At 60.3% G+C, this 17,192-nt stretch carries 14 protein-coding genes, 6 tRNA genes and 1 other RNA gene; 7 read left to right on the forward strand and 14 right to left on the reverse strand.

The genetic code is table 11. The annotated features are described in order from the left end of the window. Positions 1-5: 5 nt before the first annotated feature. From fepG to ACJ8HA_RS00350, 8 genes are all read right to left on the reverse strand, one after another. On the reverse strand, positions 6-1,043 hold the full coding sequence (gene fepG, locus ACJ8HA_RS00315) for an iron-enterobactin ABC transporter permease (RefSeq protein WP_025303767.1): 1,038 nt from the start codon (positions 1,041-1,043) through the stop codon (positions 6-8). Further along, positions 1,043-2,098 (reverse strand): Fe(3+)-siderophore ABC transporter permease, encoded by a 1,056-nt coding sequence (gene fepD, locus ACJ8HA_RS00320; protein WP_049209335.1) that lies wholly within the window; start codon positions 2,096-2,098, stop codon positions 1,043-1,045. The genes fepG and fepD overlap by 1 nt, the downstream gene beginning before the upstream one ends. 214 nt (positions 2,099-2,312) lie before the next feature. Further along, positions 2,313-3,320: a Fe2+-enterobactin ABC transporter substrate-binding protein gene (gene fepB, locus ACJ8HA_RS00325; protein ID WP_442515154.1), complete on the reverse strand. Its 1,008-nt coding sequence runs from the start codon at positions 3,318-3,320 to the stop codon at positions 2,313-2,315. Between the two features lie 207 nt (positions 3,321-3,527). Then, positions 3,528-3,651, reverse strand: a non-coding RNA gene (locus ACJ8HA_RS00330) — RtT sRNA. A gap of 74 nt (positions 3,652-3,725) precedes the next feature. Next, positions 3,726-3,801: transfer RNA gene (locus tag ACJ8HA_RS00335), tRNA-Lys, on the reverse strand. A gap of 7 nt (positions 3,802-3,808) precedes the next feature. Next, a tRNA-Val gene (locus ACJ8HA_RS00340) sits at positions 3,809-3,884 on the reverse strand. Between the two features lie 38 nt (positions 3,885-3,922). Next, a tRNA-Val gene (locus ACJ8HA_RS00345) sits at positions 3,923-3,998 on the reverse strand. 28 nt (positions 3,999-4,026) lie between these two features. Then, a tRNA-Val gene (locus ACJ8HA_RS00350) sits at positions 4,027-4,102 on the reverse strand. 294 nt (positions 4,103-4,396) lie between these two features. On the opposite strand from ACJ8HA_RS00350, the gene gltX reads away from it, so the two are divergent. After that, complete coding sequence (gltX, locus tag ACJ8HA_RS00355) at positions 4,397-5,812, forward strand: glutamate--tRNA ligase (protein ID WP_025303764.1); 1,416 nt, start codon at positions 4,397-4,399, stop codon at positions 5,810-5,812. A gap of 67 nt (positions 5,813-5,879) precedes the next feature. Here gltX and ACJ8HA_RS00360 read toward each other — a convergent pair whose 3' ends face one another. Next, positions 5,880-6,665, reverse strand: coding sequence for a formate/nitrite transporter family protein (locus ACJ8HA_RS00360; RefSeq protein WP_043143749.1), 786 nt, complete (start codon positions 6,663-6,665; stop codon positions 5,880-5,882). A gap of 308 nt (positions 6,666-6,973) precedes the next feature. On the opposite strand from ACJ8HA_RS00360, the gene ACJ8HA_RS00365 reads away from it, so the two are divergent. After that, positions 6,974-7,049 (forward strand) — tRNA-Ala (locus tag ACJ8HA_RS00365). 60 nt (positions 7,050-7,109) lie between these two features. Then, positions 7,110-7,185 (forward strand) — tRNA-Ala (locus ACJ8HA_RS00370). Positions 7,186-7,303: 118 nt separating this feature from the next. Here ACJ8HA_RS00370 and ACJ8HA_RS00375 read toward each other — a convergent pair. Continuing rightward, a complete protein-coding gene (locus ACJ8HA_RS00375) occupies positions 7,304-8,491 on the reverse strand; it encodes a NupC/NupG family nucleoside CNT transporter (RefSeq protein ID WP_004936373.1) in 1,188 nt (395 codons plus the stop codon). Between the two features lie 377 nt (positions 8,492-8,868). Between ACJ8HA_RS00375 and ACJ8HA_RS00380 the strand changes: the two genes are divergently transcribed. After that, positions 8,869-10,104, forward strand: coding sequence for an Nramp family divalent metal transporter (locus ACJ8HA_RS00380; RefSeq protein ID WP_025303762.1), 1,236 nt, complete (start codon positions 8,869-8,871; stop codon positions 10,102-10,104). A gap of 40 nt (positions 10,105-10,144) precedes the next feature. Here ACJ8HA_RS00380 and ACJ8HA_RS00385 read toward each other — a convergent pair whose 3' ends face one another. Beyond that, positions 10,145-10,555 carry a DUF2502 domain-containing protein gene (locus ACJ8HA_RS00385; protein WP_025303761.1) on the reverse strand — a complete coding sequence of 137 codons (411 nt, stop codon included), beginning with the start codon at positions 10,553-10,555 and terminating at the stop codon, positions 10,145-10,147. Positions 10,556-10,778: 223 nt separating this feature from the next. Continuing rightward, complete coding sequence (gene mgrA, locus ACJ8HA_RS00390; RefSeq protein WP_099816968.1) at positions 10,779-11,768, reverse strand: L-glyceraldehyde 3-phosphate reductase; 990 nt, start codon at positions 11,766-11,768, stop codon at positions 10,779-10,781. A gap of 188 nt (positions 11,769-11,956) precedes the next feature. On the opposite strand from mgrA, the gene ACJ8HA_RS00395 reads away from it, so the two are divergent. After that, positions 11,957-13,618, forward strand: a complete 1,662-nt coding sequence (locus ACJ8HA_RS00395) for an alpha-keto acid decarboxylase family protein (RefSeq protein ID WP_442515155.1) — start codon at positions 11,957-11,959, stop codon at positions 13,616-13,618. Here ACJ8HA_RS00395 and ACJ8HA_RS00400 read toward each other — a convergent pair. After that, positions 13,615-14,484 (reverse strand): LysR family transcriptional regulator, encoded by an 870-nt coding sequence (locus ACJ8HA_RS00400; RefSeq protein WP_025303758.1) that lies wholly within the window; start codon positions 14,482-14,484, stop codon positions 13,615-13,617. The two genes, ACJ8HA_RS00395 and ACJ8HA_RS00400, sit on opposite strands and share 4 nt — an antisense overlap. A 96-nt stretch (positions 14,485-14,580) precedes the next feature. Here ACJ8HA_RS00400 and ACJ8HA_RS00405 point away from each other — a divergent pair, with 96 nt between their 5' ends. Together ACJ8HA_RS00405 and ACJ8HA_RS00410 are read left to right on the forward strand one after the other, a co-directional pair. Beyond that, positions 14,581-15,033 carry a multidrug/biocide efflux PACE transporter gene (locus tag ACJ8HA_RS00405; RefSeq protein WP_049203745.1) on the forward strand — a complete coding sequence of 151 codons (453 nt, stop codon included), beginning with the start codon at positions 14,581-14,583 and terminating at the stop codon, positions 15,031-15,033. Between the two features lie 66 nt (positions 15,034-15,099). Then, positions 15,100-15,792: an aspartate/glutamate racemase family protein gene (locus ACJ8HA_RS00410; protein WP_025303756.1), complete on the forward strand. Its 693-nt coding sequence runs from the start codon at positions 15,100-15,102 to the stop codon at positions 15,790-15,792. On the opposite strand, the gene ACJ8HA_RS00415 is transcribed toward ACJ8HA_RS00410, so the two are convergent. Further along, complete coding sequence (locus ACJ8HA_RS00415) at positions 15,789-17,036, reverse strand: ion channel protein (RefSeq protein WP_025303755.1); 1,248 nt, start codon at positions 17,034-17,036, stop codon at positions 15,789-15,791. The genes ACJ8HA_RS00410 and ACJ8HA_RS00415 overlap by 4 nt on opposite strands. Positions 17,037-17,192: the final 156 nt, after the last annotated feature.

A 17,192-nucleotide genomic window follows, 5' to 3' on the forward strand; every position in this document is an offset into this window, starting at 1 on the left:
CTTCATTATCTGCGGGCCTCACGGATGAGCAGCCAAATCAGGTACAGGCCGCCGATGCAGACGGTCACGACCCCGACCGGCAGTTGGATCGGCGCGAAAAGATGTTGGGACACCACGTCGGCGCTGAGCAGCAGCGCTGCGCCCATCAGCGCCGATGACGTCAGGGTGACCGAGGATTGTCCGGCCAGGCGGCGGGCGATCTGCGGCGCCGCCAGCGCGATAAAGGAAATCGGCCCGGCGGTGGCGGTGACGGCGGCGGTGAGGGTAACGCCGAACAGCATCAGCCACAGCCGGCTGCCTTCGGCGTTCACGCCCAGCGCGCGCGCCGTGTCGTCGCCCATTTCCAATAGCTGCAGCCGTTTGCCCATCAGCAGCGCGGCCGCGGCCGCCAGCAGGATGAACGCCGTGGCGGGCTGGGCTTTCTGCCAGGTCATGCCGTTGAGCGAACCGGCCTGCCACATGGCGGCGTCCATGGCGCGCTCCAGCGAAGCGGTGATGATCAGCCAGGTATTGGTGGAGACCAAGACCGCGCTGATGGCGATGCCGACGATGATCAGCCGGAAGCCGGCGATGCCTTGCCGCCAGGCCAGCAGGTAGATGGCCAGCGCGGCGAGAATGCCGCCGGCCAGCGCGCCGCCGGCGATGTAGTAATAGCCGCCGTTGAACAGGGTGATGGCGATCAGCGCGCCGGTGTAAGCCCCCATGTTAAAGCCAATCACGTCCGGGCTGCCGAGCGGGTTGCGGATAATCGACTGGAAGATGGCGCCGCTCATGCCGAGCGCGCCACCTAACAACAGCGCCATGGCAATACGCGGCAAACGCCATTGGGTGACCACGGTGACCAGATTTTTCGGCGCCTCGCCGCTGAGCGCGGCAAAGACCTGTTCCAGCGAAAGTTGCAGTGTGCCGTAGCACAGCGCGGCAACGGCCATCGCCAGGCACAACGCCAGCAGCGAAAGATTGACCAGCAGCAGGCGCAGCGGCATGCGCCAGTTGATGACGCCGTCCGGGCGGCCGATATGCAACGTGTGAGGCAGACTCATCACAGACCCCCCAGCGTTTTCTTGCGGCGCACCAGCCAGATCAGCACCGGCGCGCCGATGAAGGCCGCCACGATGGAAACCCGCAGTTCACCGGCCGCCAGCAAGCGGCCGACCACGTCGGCGCACAGCAGTAAAATCGGCGCCAGCAGCATGGAGTAGGGCAGGATCCAGCGCTGGTCGGGGCCGACCCACCAGCGGGCGATATGCGGCACCATCAGGCCGATGAAACTGATTGGGCCGACGGTGGCGGTCGCCGCGCCGCACAGCAGCGTGATGGCGATCACCGCGACAATCTGAGTCAGCACTACGCGCGCGCCGAGCGCGATAGCCAAATCTTCCCCCATACCGATGGTATTCAGCGGCCGGGCGATGAGCAGCGTCAGCAGGCAGCCGAGCAAAATGGCGGGGGCGGTGACCGGCAGCGTGGACAGCGTGCGGATATCCAGCGTGCCGGCCTGCCAGAAGCGCAGTTGGTCAAAGGTTTGCGGATCGATCAGCGACAGCCCGGTGGTGATGCCGAGCAGTACCGCGCCGATCGCCACGCCGGCCAGCGTCAGCCGCACCGGGTTGATGCGCCCACCCGCCAGCGTGCCGATCAGGTAGACCAGCAGGGTGGTGAGGGCAGCGCCGACGAAGGCATAGGCCATATAGCTTTCAGTGGTGGCGGCGCCGAAAAACATGATGCCGATGACCACGGCGAAGCTGGCGCCGGCGTTGATGCCGAGCACGCCGGGATCGGCCAGCGGATTGCGCGTCAACGCCTGAATCAGCGCGCCGGCGGCGCCGAGCGCCATGCCGGCTAAAATGCCCGCCAGCGTACGGGGCACTCGGGCGTTGAGAATGATGGTGCTGTCGGAACCGCTCGCGGCGCCCTGCAGGCTGAGCCAGACGGTATGGAAGGGGATGGCTTTGGAACCCAGCATCAGGCTGGCAATGATGCACAGCAGCAACAGCGCCAAACCGATACCGAACCCGGCGAGGCGTTTGAAGCCACTGGCGTAAGCTGCGTGCGGTGCGGACGAAAGCGTCCGCTCAGTCGGAGTGGGTACGTTCACACCGGTAACTCCTGTATGATTTTTATTCTCATTGTTATTTGCGTTCATGCGGGCGCTAATAGTAGCACGAGTTTACGCCCGCATGCACCCGCCGGTTGGTGGCAAAGGTGCGTTGACGATGTTAATAACTATTGATATTTCAATTGATTGAATGTGAACGGTCGCCCCGTTTGCGGAAAGCGTCGGCAGGAGCCTGGCCTGCCGACGGCGTGGTTCAGGGCTTTTTGAACAGCCGTTCGATTTGGTTCAGCATGTTGGTGGCACTGTAATAATCGAGGCGGAAGGTGTCGTTGCCGACGGCGTAGACGTGCCGCTGTTCCACCGGCTCCAGATGTTTAAGGAACGGGTTGGTCAGCACCTCTTGCACTTTGCGCTCATTGGTGGCGAACAGGATCAGGGTTTTGCCGTTCAGGCCTTCGGCCATTTTTTCGCCGGAGATCTGGATGATGTCATGGCGTTTACCCATGCTGGCGTTGCCTTTGGCGCTTTCCGGCGGGATGGCCAATTGGAAGCCAAGCTGGGTGAGCAGCTTGCCCTGGGCGGAGCCCGGTGTCCACAGCATGGCCTCGCGGCCGTTGTCGGCATACACCAGCGGCGTGGTCGGCTGCGGCGGCAGCGCGATCGCATGCTTCACTTGCTCCACGCGCTGTTCGAAACGATCTTCCGCCTGTTTGGCGCCGGCTTCGTGACCGGTGATCTCACCGAGCTCGCTGGCCAGCTGTTGCCAGCTTTTGTCGCCATAATCGAGCACCAGCGTCGGCGCAATGGCGGACAGCTGATCGTACAGCTTCAGCGCTGAATCCCCGCCGGTGGCGGCGACGACGATCAAATCCGGCGCGGCGGCGGCGACGGCTTCGGCATTGGGTTCCACCTGATACAGCCGTTCTACGTGGCGCTGTTTGGCTACTTCGCTCCATTGGGTAAAGAAGCCTTGTTGATCGGCCACCAGGGGATTTGGACTGGTGGCGGCGCTGGCGACCACCGGGGCGTCGATCGCCAGCAGCGTGCCGGTGATGGTGACGCTGGTGGACACGATGCGCTGCGGCGGTTTTTCCAGCGTGAATTTCCCTTTGGCGCTGTCGATGGTGCGCGGCCAACTGCTGTCGGCAGCGGGGGCGGACGGTTTCTGCCCGTCGCTCTTGTCGTCCGGGCCGCAGCCACTGAGCAGCAGGCTGGAAGTGGCGATGAATGCAATGAACAGCTGGCGTAAGGATAGGGTCATGAGCGGGCTCTTTCTTTCCTTGAACTAAGGCGTATCAATCCGGCGGCGGATTGGCTGCGTGGTGTATGCCCGCTAATTTACCATTCAAGCCGCCAAAATGATAACCATTCGTATCTCAGCGCGTAGTGAATACAGAAAGAATAAGGAGATAGGGGCAGTGAGTGAGGCAGAAACGAAAAAAGCGCCAAAAGGCGCTTTTCTCTGAATGGGTGGGTCGTGCAGGATTGATTCGGCCTGTGGCCTCACCCTGCGGGCAACGCTGCGCGTTGTCGTATCGCTGCGCGATGCTCGAACCTCTACGGTTCTTCATCCTGCACGACTCGGTAAACTATGCCGGCGAAAGATGAAGTCAGAGTCGGATAGTGCAGAAACGAAAAAAGCGCCAAAAGGCGCTTTTTTCTGAATTGGTGGGTCGTGCAGGATTCGAACCTGCGACCAATTGATTAAAAGTCAACTGCTCTACCAACTGAGCTAACGACCCGCAGAAGTGGTGGGTGATGACGGGCTCGAACCGCCGACCCCCTCCGTGTAAAGGAGATGCTCTACCAACTGAGCTAATCACCCACTTCAGGACTTCCAGGTACTGCTAAACGAGAGAATGATGGTGGGTGATGACGGGCTCGAACCGCCGACCCCCTCCGTGTAAAGGAGATGCTCTACCAACTGAGCTAATCACCCTCATTCGTTCTCATTTTTCTCAACAAGATGGTGGGCGATGACGGGCTCGAACCGCCGACCCCCTCCGTGTAAAGGAGATGCTCTACCAACTGAGCTAATCGCCCCGTCTTGTTGGAGTCGCATTATAGGGATAGTTCAAAGTGAGTCAACGCTTTTTAAAATGATTTCAATCGTTCGCCGCAAATTTAGGCAGGGCGCGATAATTATCGCCAGCAGCGCCGATTCTTTGCGCAACGCTATGCGAAACTCGCCGCAAAATGCGCGAAATCGACCGGCGCAATATCGTGTCGGCGTTGAGGAATTAGCGCGTGGTGATACAATGTCGTCCACTCTTTTTTCAATTCCGAGCAATCGTCGGCCATCGCCGACACGCGTTGCGTAATAAGGCAGTGAACCCAATGAAAATCAAAACCCGTTTTGCACCGAGCCCGACTGGCTATCTTCACGTCGGCGGCGCGCGTACCGCACTTTATTCCTGGTTGTTCAGCCGCCATGCGGGCGGTGAGTTCGTTCTGCGTATCGAAGATACCGATCTGGAACGTTCGACCCAGGACGCGATCGACGCAATTATGGATGGCATGAACTGGTTGAACCTGGATTGGGATGAAGGTCCGTATTTCCAGACCAAGCGTTTCGATCGCTACAACGCGGTCATCGACGAGATGCTGGAGCAGGGCACGGCCTATAAATGCTATTGCTCCAAGGAACGCCTGGAAGCGCTGCGTGAGAAGCAGATGGAAAACGGCGAGAAGCCGCGTTACGACGGCCACTGCCGCGACAGCCAGTGCAGCCACACCGATGACGAGCCGCACGTGGTGCGCTTCCGCAACCCGCAGGAAGGCTCGGTGATCTTCGACGACAAAATTCGCGGCCCGATCGAATTTAGCAATCAGGAGCTGGACGATCTGATCATCCGCCGCACCGACGGTTCGCCAACCTATAACTTCTGCGTCGTCGTCGATGACTGGGACATGGAAATCACCCATGTGATCCGCGGCGAAGACCACATCAACAATACCCCGCGCCAGATCAACATTCTCAAAGCGCTGGGCGCGCCGGTGCCGGAATATGCGCACGTGTCGATGATCCTCGGCGACGACGGTAAAAAATTGTCCAAGCGCCACGGCGCCGTGGGTGTTATGCAATACCGCGACGACGGCTATCTGCCGCAGGCGCTGCTGAACTACCTGGTGCGCCTGGGTTGGTCCCATGGCGATCAGGAGATCTTCTCCATCGATGAGATGAAAGAGTTCTTCACGCTGGAAGCGATCAACAAATCCGCCAGCGCCTTCAACACCGAGAAGCTGCAGTGGCTGAACCACCACTACATCAACCATATGCCGGCGGAAGAAGTGGCGGTGCATCTGGCATGGCACGTTGAGCAACTGGGCATTGAAACCCGCAACGGTCCGGAACTGAAAGACCTTGTCAAGCTGCTGGGAGAGCGTTGCAAGACGCTGAAAGAGATGGCGGAGTCTTGCCGTTACTTCTACGAAGACTTCAGCGAGTTCGACGCCGACGCCGCCAAGAAGCACCTGCGCCCGGTCGCGCGTCAGCCGCTGGAAGCGGTGCGTGCCAAGCTGGCCGCCATCACCGTCTGGACGCCGGAAAATGTGCACGACGCCATTCAGGGCACGGCGGATGAGCTGGGTGTCGGCATGGGCAAAGTCGGCATGCCGCTGCGCGTCGCGGTGACCGGCGCCGGCCAGTCGCCGGGCATGGACGTGACCGTGCATGCGATCGGCCAGAAGCGCTCGCTGCAGCGTATCGATATGGCGCTGGCTTACATCGCCGAGCGTGAAGCCCAGGCCTGATTAGGCTGATACGCCGTAAATGAAAAAGCCCCGTGGAGCGATCCCGGGGCTTTTTTATTGCTTGCTGTCAGGCTTGTTCGCCGGCCGGCAAACCCGGACGGTAGGCGATGAAATACATCAGCCCGACAAAGCCGGCGCCGCCCAGCGCATTGCCGAGAAATACCGCGACGAAATTAGGCAGATACTGTTCCCAACCCATCCCGCCGGCAAAGATGGCCGCCGGGATGATGAACATATTCGCCACCACGTGCTGGAAGCCGATGGCGACAAAAGCCATGACAGGGAACCACATGCCGATCACTTTGCCCGGCACATCTTTGCTGGCGAAGGCTAACCACACCGCCAGGCACACCAGCCAGTTGCAACCGACGCCGGAAATGAAGGCGTGCAGGAAGTCCGCATCCACTTTGGCCTGCGCGATCGCCAGCGTCTTATGCAAGAACGCGCCTTCGGTCAGGCCCAGCAAATGGCCGAAGAAGTACGCGACGGCCACGCTGCCGGCCAGGTTGGCCAGAGTGACCCAAAACCAGTTGCGCAGCACGGCGATGGCGGGGATTTCGCGGGCAAACCAGGCCATCGGCAAGGTCATCATGTTGCCGGTCAGCAGTTCGCCGCCGGCCAGAATGGTCAGGATCAAACCGATAGGGAAGACCGCGGCGCCCAACAGGGCGCCGAAAGAGCCCCATTCAGCCGGCAGGGTGCCGATGACGTGAATATCCAGCAGGAAGCCGGTGGCGATAAAGGCGCCGGCGAGAAAGCCCAGAATCAACAGATTAGCGAGAGGGGCGCGGCTTTTGTTTACCCCGGCCTGAACGGCGAGGGCGGCGATTTCTTTTGGTGAATGCAAAGACATGACGGACTCGGTTTATAGTAATAAAGTTTATGGCGCGGGCAGTCTATGCCGCTCGGGAGCCCGACTCAAGCGCATTTCGCTAACATTCCGTTAATTAAAAATCAACGTGATATGCAGGGTCTTTTGCTATTTTGAGATGTAGCGCGCAAAATGGATGAACTCTGCACAAACTGATGATTTTTTGGCGCCAAACATGCTGATTTGGCGGCTTTTTCAACGCTTGATTCAGTAATTCAATTTAGCCGTTGACAGCTTTGAATGGGTTTCATATTATGCGCCCCGTTCACAGCACAAAGTGATTGTGGAACGGGGCTATAGCTCAGCTGGGAGAGCGCTTGCATGGCATGCAAGAGGTCGACGGTTCGATCCCGTCTAGCTCCACCAACCTTCTTCTCAGAGAGGTTGGGGAATACCGTAACGCCGGTCAACGCGTACCACTTTTGTGGGGCTATAGCTCAGCTGGGAGAGCGCTTGCATGGCATGCAAGAGGTCGACGGTTCGATCCCGTCTAGCTCCACCACAATTTAAAAAGCCGACCCTAGGGTCGGCTTTTTGCTTTTCGTCATTTATCCTTCGCCGAATGCCAAGCAATAAAAAAGGCGCCCGCAGGCGCCTTGTTATCGTCGTCGGTTCGAGGCTTAGCCCAGCACCAGACCCGCGATGGAAGCGGACAGGATGCTGACCAGCGTAGAGCCGTACACCAGCTTCAGACCAAAGCGCGACACCACGTTGCCCTGGTGTTCGTTCAGGCCCTTGATCGCACCGGCCACGATGCCGATGGAAGAGAAGTTGGCGAAGGACACCAGGAACACCGACAGGATCCCCAGGCTGCGCGGCGACAGCTCGGCAGAGACTTTCTGCAGCTCCATCATGGCCACGAATTCGTTGGAAACCAGCTTGGTGGCCATGATGCTGCCGACCTGCAGGGCTTCGTGTTTAGGAATGCCCATGATCCAGGCGAACGGATAGAAGAAGTAACCGAGGATTTCCTGGAAGCTCAGGCCGAAGATAGCGCTGAATACGCCATTGAGCGCGGCGATCAGGGCGATGAAACCAATCAGCATCGCGGCGACGATAATCGCTACTTTGAAGCCGGCCAGGATGTATTCACCCAGCATTTCGAAGAAGCTCTGGCCTTCGTGCAGATTGCCCAGATGCAGCTCTTCTTCTTTATTGGTGTCGTACGGGTTGACCAGCGACAGCACGATAAAGGTGCTGAACATGTTCAATACCAGTGCCGCCACCACGAACTTGGCGTCCAGCATGGTCATGTAGGCGCCGACGATAGACATGGACACCGTAGACATCGCGGTTGCCGCCATGGTGTACATGCGCTTTTCCGACATCTTGCCCAGGATATCCTTGTAGGCGATGAAGTTTTCGGATTGGCCCAGGATCAGCGAGCTGACGGCGTTGAACGACTCCAGCTTGCCCATGCCGTTCACTTTCGACAGCACGGTACCGATAATGCGGATGATGAAAGGCAGCACTTTGATGTACTGCAGAATACCGATCAGCGCCGAAATGAAGACGATCGGGCACAGCACCTTCAGGAAGAAGAACGCCAGGCCTTTGTCGCCCATGCCGCCGAACACGAAATCAGTCCCTTGTCCTGCAAACCCGAGCAGTTTGTCAAACAGCGCGGCGAATCCTTTTACGAAGCCCAAACCCGCTTCCGAATGCAGGAAAAAGTAGGCCAGCAGTACTTCGATAACCAGTAATTGAATAACATAGCGAATGCGGATGCTTTTACGATCGCGGCACACCAACAGGGCCAGGATCGCCACCACTACTATCGCCAACGCAAAGTGCGCAATATGGGACATGTTTGCTCCAAATTTGAGGCAGGCTGAATTTCGGCTGTCATTTTATGTAACGCTACGTTTAAAAACGAGACTTCTATTGCAAATATGGAAAATCATAGCGGGAATTCTCCTAAAGTGTTGCGCAAAAGCATAAAAAATCAAGATGTTAACGCAGAGATAGGAAATTCGTATTCTTGTGCTAACCTGTCTTTCAGGGGTATTGCAGCTAAAATCCCATCCCAAAAGCACGGAAATCGGCATGCTTGGTGTCGGACCCTTCGATAAAACCATTAATGTTGGCTATTACAGAGATAAGTTTTACCGCTCTAAATGCGCTTGATAATTATTATCATTTATATAGAGTGGAGATAAACGTAATTTCAGTAAGGGTTCAACATATGCTGAACAGTCGCGTGGTTGAAACCACCCCCGGTCGCTCCGCCAGAAAAATCAAACTCTCGCTGATGGGGCCCGCCTTCATCGCCGCTATCGGCTATATCGATCCCGGTAACTTCGCCACCAACATCCAGGCCGGCGCCTCGTTCGGCTACAGCCTGCTGTGGGTGGTGGTCTGGGCCAACGTGATGGCGATGCTGATCCAACTGTTGTCTGCCAAGCTGGGCATCGCCACCGGGAAAAACCTGGCCGAGCACATTCGCGATCGCTTTCCGCGGCCGGCGGTGTGGGCCTATTGGGTGCAGGCGGAGATCATCGCCATGGCGACCGATCTGGCCGAGTTTATCGGCGCGGCGATCGGCTTCAAGCTGCTGCTCGGGATTTCCCTGTTGCAGGGCGCGGTGCTGACCGGCATCGCCACCTTTTTAATTCTGATGCTGCAAAAACGCGGGCAAAAGCCGCTGGAACGGGTGATTGGCGGCCTGCTGCTGTTCGTCGCCGCCGCTTACATCGTCGAGCTGGCATTCTCTCAGCCGCAGTTTGCGCCGTTGCTGAAGGGGATGGCGCTGCCCGATCTGCCTAACGGCGATGCGGTATTTCTGGCCGCCGGGGTATTGGGTGCCACCATCATGCCGCACGTGATCTATCTGCATTCGTCGCTTACCCAAGTCGGCGGTGAGCACGATAAGGCGGAGCGCTATGCCGCCACCAAAGTCGACGTCGCCGTCGCCATGACCATCGCCGGTTTCGTCAACCTGGCGATGATGGCCACTGCCGCCGCCGCGTTTCATTTCAGCGGCCACAGCGGCATCGCCGATCTCGACGTGGCTTACCTGACGCTGCAGCCGCTGCTCGGGCAAGCCGCCGCCACCGTGTTTGGCCTGAGCCTGGTGGCCGCCGGTCTCTCCTCTACCGTGGTGGGCACGCTGGCGGGGCAGGTGGTGATGCAGGGGTTTGTGCATTTCCATATCCCGCTGTGGCTGCGTCGCGCGGTGACCATGCTGCCGTCGTTTATCGTTATCATGCTGGGAATGGACGCCACGCGCATTCTGGTGCTGAGCCAGGTGCTGCTCAGCTTCGGCATTGCGCTGGCGCTGGTGCCGCTGCTGGCTTTTACCGGTAATCGGGCGCTGATGGGGGAAATGGTCAACGGCCCGCTGGTGCAAAACCTGGGCAAGCTGATCGTACTGGTGGTGGTGGGATTGAACGGCTACCTGCTGATCGGCAGCGTGCTGTAGGCAAAAAAACGCGGGCCGGCATTACGCCGGCCCGTCGTCGTTAATCGCGGTCGTCATCGCCGTGGCGGCGCCAGCGATCGCGGTCATGATCGTGGTGGTGCTTTTTCTCTTTCTTCCAATGGTGCTTATCGTAATGCTTGTCGTATTTACGATAGCGTCCTTCATGATAGTAATAGTGTTTGCGCCAGTAGTCGCGGTCGCGCCAGCGATAGCCGTCCCAGTAGTAACCGCGACGGCTGCGGTCGCCGAGATAGCGCCCCTGATGGCCTTGCCACCAGTCGCGATCGCGCCAGTCGTAACCGTCCCAGTAACGGCCGCGATTGTCCTGATCGCCGATGCGCAGTGAAACGCCCGGCATCAGATCGATGCTGATCCCTTCGGCGTGTGCTTGCTGTGCGGCGGGCAGTACCGTCGCCGCCAAGATGGCGGCCAAGAGCAGAGGTTTAAACATGGCTTCTCCTTCCCGCTTGCGCGGCTTGGCCGTTTGTCACTTTATGAAGCGCGTTCATCAGTTTAAAAAAGCGGCCTTATCGTTATTTTGCTGCAATATCGGCATCATAGCGCCAGCGCATAGGGTTGAATCTGAGAGCCACTCTGAAAACGGTGCGGGAGGCCAAGATTTGAGATTTTTCTGGAGTCTCGCCGCTCGATTGAGCGGCGGAATTTGTAAACGATTACAATAAGATTTTCTCGATCTGCGCGAGCTCTTCTTCACTGAAGTGACGATTGGCCAGCATGCCCACCGCGTCTTCTATCTGCGCATTCTTACTGGCGCCGATCAGCACCGAGGTAACGCGATCGCCGCGCAGCACCCAGGCCAGCGCCATCTGCGACAGCTTCTGCCCGCGTTGCCGCGCCAGCGCATCGAGGCGGCGCACCTTGTCCAGCCGCTCGTCGGTCAACTGCTCCGGCTGCAGGAAGCGGCTGCCGCTGGCGGCGCGGGAATCTTGCGGGACGCCGTGCAGGTAGCGGTCGGTCAGCAGGCCGCCCGCCAGCGGCGAGAAGGCGATCGCGCCGACGCCATGCTCCGCCAGCGTATCCAGCAATTCCGCCTCCGGCGTGCGTTCCAACATCGAATACTTGGGCTGGTGGATCACGCACGGCGTACCGAGCCGCTGCAGAATGTCGAACGCCTGCCGCGCGCGCTCGGCCGGGTAGTTGGACAGGCCGACATACAGCGCTTTGCCCTGGCGCACCAACAAATCCAGCGCCGCCATGGTTTCTTCCAGCGGCGTGTCCGGATCCGGCCGGTGGTGGTAAAAGATATCCACATACTCCAATCCCATGCGCTTCAGGCTCTGATCGAGGCTGGCGACCAGGTACTTTTTCGAGCCCCAATCGCCGTAGGGGCCGGGCCACATGGTGTAACCGGCTTTGGATGAGACGATCAGCTCATCGCGCCAGGCCCGCAGATCGGCGTTGAGCATGCGGCCAAAGTTCTCCTCGGCGGCGCCGGGCGGCGGGCCGTAGTTATTGGCCAGATCGAAATGGGTAATGCCGCGATCGAAGGCGCAGCGGATCAGGCCGCGGGCGTTGTCATACAGCGTGGCGTCGCCGAAGTTGTGCCACAGCCCGAGCGAGACGGCGGGCAGCTTCAGCCCGCTGCGGCCACAGCGCCGGTATTCCATATCTTGATAACGCGTAGGGGAGGCTTGGTAGGACATAGTTATCCTTGTCGGCGAGAGGTGAAGTGCTTTGAGTGTATACGTTTCCACACCACGCTGCCGGGGGAGCGATCACAGCGCCGGCATGTAACGCCAGGTTGCCGTTCGATGCCGGAGCGTTTGTTCGAAATTTGAACGGCATCTTCGATAATTAAGATAATCGCTCCAGCTGCAGACAGGTGATGATCATGACTCAGACCTATACGGTGGCCGATTATCTTCTCGATCGTCTGGCCCAAATCGGCATCCGTCATTTCTTCGGCGTGCCGGGGGATTACAACCTGCAATTTCTTGATCATGTTCTCGCTCATCCGCAAATCACCTGGGTAGGCTGCGCCAACGAATTGAACGCCGCCTACGCCGCCGATGGCTACGCGCGCTGCAAACCGGCGGCCGCGCTGCTCACCACGTTTGGCGTCGGCGAGCTAAGCGCGTTGAACGGGGTGGCCGGCAGCTACGCCGAATACCTGCCGGTGATCCACGTGGTCGGCACCCCGGCGCAGCGCGCCCAGCGCGCCGGTGATTTGTTGCATCATTCGCTGGGGGATGGCGACTTCACCCACTTCGCCCGGATCGCCAAAGAGGTGACCGTCGCGCAGGCCAATCTGACCGCCGATAACGCCGCGATGGAGATAGACCGCCTGATCGGCGTCGCCTTGCTGGAACATCGCCCGGTTTATCTGATGTTGCCCAGCGACGTCGCGCAGGCGCCGCTGCCGAGTAAACCGGCGCCGCTGATGCTGCGCCAGGCCAAACTGTCGCAGAGCGCATTGCAGGCATTTATCGCCGCGGCGCGCGAAAAGCTGCTGTCGGCGCGGCGGGTGTCATTGTTGGCGGATTTCCTGGCCGATCGCTTCGGCGCCGAAGGGGTGCTGGACGAGTGGCTGCAGGAGGTCGACATTCCGCACGCTACGCTGCTGCTTGGCAAAGGCGTGCTGGATGAGAACCGCGCCGGTTTTGTCGGTACCTACTGCGGTGGCGCCAGCGATCCGGCGGTGAAACAGCTTATCGAAAACGCCGATGTGGTGATCAACGTCGGGGTGCGTTTGACCGACACCATTACCGCCGGTTTCACGCATCATCTGCCGGTGGAAAAATGCATCGATATTCAGCCGTTCCAAGCCTGGGTTGGGCGGCGGTGTTTTAGCCGCATCCCGATGCGCGAGGCGGTACAGGCGCTGCATCGCCTGAGTCTGTCGCTGGCGTCGCGTTGGCCGTTGCCGCCGATCGTCCGCCCGGCCCTGCCGGAAGGCAATGGGGAAGGGGTGGATCAGCACGCCTTCTGGCGGCAGATACAGGATTTCCTGCGGCCGGGGGATATCGTGCTGGCCGATCAGGGCACTGCCTGTTTCGGCGCGGCGGCGCTGACGTTGCCGCGCGGCTGCCGGCTGATCGTGCAGTCGCTCTGGGGATCGATCGGCTATACCCTGCCGGCGACGTTCGGCGTGCAGACTGCCGAACCGCAGCGTCGGGCAGTATTGCTGATCGGCGACGGCGCCGCGCAGTTGACCGTGCAGGAACTGGGATCGATGCTGCGCGACGGGCTTAAGCCGGTGATCTTCGTGCTGAACAATCAGGGGTATACCGTTGAACGCGCGATCCACGGGCCGGATCAACGTTATAACGACATCGCGCGCTGGAACTGGACGCAGTTACCGCCGGCGTTGGCCGGCGAGCGGCCGGTGAAGGCGTTGCGGGTCAGCGATCCGGACGGATTGCGTCAGGCGCTGCGCGTGGTAGCGGACGACGAACGGCTGGCCTTCATCGAAGTGATGCTGCCGAAGATGGACATTCCGGAACTTCTCGATACCGTCTCCCGCGCCATTCAGGCGCGCAACGCCGCCGCTTAGGGCAGGGTATCGCCCAGTAGGCGCTCCAGCATCCAGAACCCCGCCGGGCCCGGCGGGGTCAGTTTGGACCATACCGCATCCACCGAAATCAGTTTTGGCCAGCCGCGCGGCCGCAGCTGGGTGAGCCTGCCGTGGCCGTATTGCTGCACCAGCCAGTGCGGCAACACCGCCCAACCGAATCCTTGTTCCGCCATCTCCAGCAACAGCAGATAGCTGGGCGCCGACCAGACCAGGCCACCCTGTCTGGCCGCCTCGGCGCCGGTGTAGGTATTGAGGATCAGTTGGCGGGTGCTGGACAATTGCTCTGGCGTCGGCGCGGCGACCTGCGCCAGCGGATGCTGATGGGCGACGAACAGCCCCATTTCGGTCTGCTCAGGCAGCCGGGAGAAGGCGATATCCGGCGGATAACGTTTTTGCACTTCTACCATGCCCAAATGCGCGCGGCCGCTTTGCAGCAGATCGATAACGTCGCCTTCCTCGGCGATCATCCATTCCAGCTCAATTTCCGGGTAGCGCTGTTCGAACAGCTGCATTAACCGATCGTGATGCTTGGGCTGGTAGGTATCGGAAAACACCATGCTCAGGCGCGGTTCAACCTCGCCCGCCAGCTGAATGCTCAGGGCATCGAGCCGTTCGCTGGCCGCGAGGATCGCCTGTACGTGCCCCAGCACTTTGCGGCCGGCGGCGGTGAGCACCGGCTGGCGCGCGCTGCGATCGAACAGCGTTAATGCCAGGTCGGCCTCCAGATTGGCGATGGCGGTGCTGACGGTGGATTGGCTTTTACGCAGCTTGCGCGCGGCGGCGGAAAATGAGCCGAGGGCGGCGGCTTCCACGAACGCCTGTAACGCTTCCGGTGAATAGTGCATGTATCTACTTTATCGATGGAATCTATTTTTAATCTACCCAAAAAAGCGATGATAATCACCTGGCTTTCGCAACAACTGTTGAAAAAAAGGTGATGTATGCAACTGCAAAACAAGTCTCTCATTGAACGTATCGTCCACGCCGTCGGTTTCGAGGCCATCGCCGTGATGGTTTGCGCCCCGCTGGGCGCGTGGCTGCTGAACCGCTCAATGGTGCAGGTCGGTGCGTTGGCGGTGATGCTCTCCACCGTCGCGATGCTGTGGAACATGGTTTACAACACGGTGTTCGACCGCCTGTGGCCGGCCAGCCGGGTGATGCGTAACCTGAAGGTGCGTGCGCTGCACGCCGTCGGCTTTGAAGCCGGTTTTATCCTGATCGGCGTGCCGATCGCCGCCTGGATGCTGAGTATCTCCTGGGCGCAGGCGTTTATGCTGGAAATCGGTTTCTTCCTGTTCTTCCTGCCGTACACCATGGCCTATAACTGGCTGTACGACACGCTGCGCCAGCGCTGGTTCGAAGCGCGCCAGCCGATCAATTCCGGCGTCAAATAAGGCGTCGTCAGCCCGGCGATTCTCAGGTAAGGTCAGAGGATCGTCGGAAATGCTGAGGAACGAAGGATGAAAGTGTTGGGTCTGCTGGGCGGCATGAGTTGGGAATCCACCATTCCGTATTACCGCACCATCAACGAGCAGGTAAAGGCGCGCCTCGGCGGGCTACATTCGGCCAAAATCGTGCTCTACAGCGTCGATTTTCAGGAAATTGAACGCTTGCAGCATCAGGGCGATTGGGATGGTGCCGGCCGGCTGCTGGCCGAGGCCGCCGTGGCTTTGCGCGCCGCCGGCGCCGAAGCCATCGTGATCTGCACCAACACCATGCACAAGGTGGCGGAGGCGGTCGAGCAGGCCAGCGGCCTGCCGCTGATTCACATCGCCGACGCCACGGCGCTGCAGGTGCGGGAAAAAAACATTCGCCGCGTCGGGCTGCTGGGCACGCGTTTTACCATGGAGCAGACCTTCTACCGCGGCCGCCTGCAGGAATTGCACGGCATTGATGTGGTGACGCCGGTCAGCGCCGATCGTGACATCGTGCACCGCATCATCTATGACGAGCTGTGCCTCGGTAACATTCGCGACGCCTCGCGCGATGAGTATCGCCGGATCATCAGCGACCTGGAGCAACAGGGCGCGCAGGGGATTATTTTCGGCTGCACCGAGATAGGGTTGCTGGTGAGCGAGCGGGATGCGTCGGTGCCGGTGTTCGACACCACCGCGATCCACGCCCGCGCCGCCGCGGCGTTCGCGCTGGACTAATCGTCGTGCGGCGGTTGCCGGCGGTTCACCAGCATCAGCGGTTTGCCTGCCAGCGTCAGCCAGGCGGGCAGCATCACGATGCATAAGACGGGCAGCAGGTGCAGATCCGGCACCACCGCCACTGCCATGAACAGGCTGAGCCAGCCGTCGCGCGTGACCACCAGCACCAGCCCCATAATGGCGCAGGAGACGGTGATCGCCGCCGGCACCGCCGGAACGTGCTGGTGCAGCATCAGCCCCAGCGCCACCCCGACGAACACCGCTGGGAAGATGCGCCCGCCGCGAAAGCCGCTGGCGGCGGCGATCACCAGCGCCGCCAGCTTGGTCAGGGTAACGGTCAACAGCGCCGGCACCGAATAGTTGCCGTCTGCCGCGAGGCGCTTCATTTCATCCAGCCCTTTGAACAGGGTAATCTCTCCGCCCACCAGCGCCAGCAGGCCCAGCACAAAGCCACCCAGTCCTAACATCAACACCGGATTCTTCATCGAATGGAACAGGCGGTGAACGTGTGGGAAGCACCACAGCGCCACCATGCCGAGCGCGATGGCGATCAGCGCCACGATGGCGCCGCTGAAGATGTCCGGCAGTCGCGTTACGTCGTAGGCGTCGAGCTGCAGGGCGAAATTGGGCACGAAGAACATCTGGGTGGTGACCGCGCCGGCGGCGGCGGCCACCAGCGGGGCGAACAGCCGATCCCACAGCGGCGTTTCGTTATTGCCCGCCAGGGTTTGCGAGAAGATCAGCGCGGCGGCGACCGGCGTGCCGAACATCGCGCCGATGGTGCCCGCGGCCGCCAGGATGATCCAGTCCATGCGCGGCACCTTCGGCAGCAGGCGCGCGCCGGCCGCCGCTACCAGCGCGATATTGATGGCGGTGATCGGGTTCTCCGGCCCCAGGCTGACGCCGCCGGCCAGGCCGACGATCAGCGCCAATCCCAGCCCCGGCAGGGCGGAGAGCGGCAGCGGCATGCCGATCAGCGATTCCGTCGCCGGATCCGGCCCGGCATGGCCCGGCATATAGCGCACGATCAGGCCGACCGCCACACCGGTCAGCGTCAGCATGCCGAGCGGCCACCAGGGTGCCTGGGCATCCAGGCTCAGCGCGTCGGGCAGCGTCACCCACAGCCATTGCTGCAGCGTAGCGGCGACTTTCATCATCAATAGCAGCACCAGACTGGAGGCGGAACCGATAATCAGCGCAGGCAAAGCAAAGGCCAACATGGCATTGGCGCGCGGATGCAGCATGGATAATCCCTTGTCGATGCCTCCATGCAGGGCAGGGAGAGCGGGTGGTTGGGCAGTGGCCACAGCTTGCCAGACTATCGGCGAGCAGGCACGCATTGATATTGCCCGGCGTCGATGACGGTTAACAGTCGCGGCGGCGCGTTTTTTGCCGCAATT

The sequence above is a fragment of the Serratia sp. CY33802 genome (genome assembly GCF_052169095.1).
GTDB lineage: Bacteria > Pseudomonadota > Gammaproteobacteria > Enterobacterales > Enterobacteriaceae > Serratia > Serratia bockelmannii.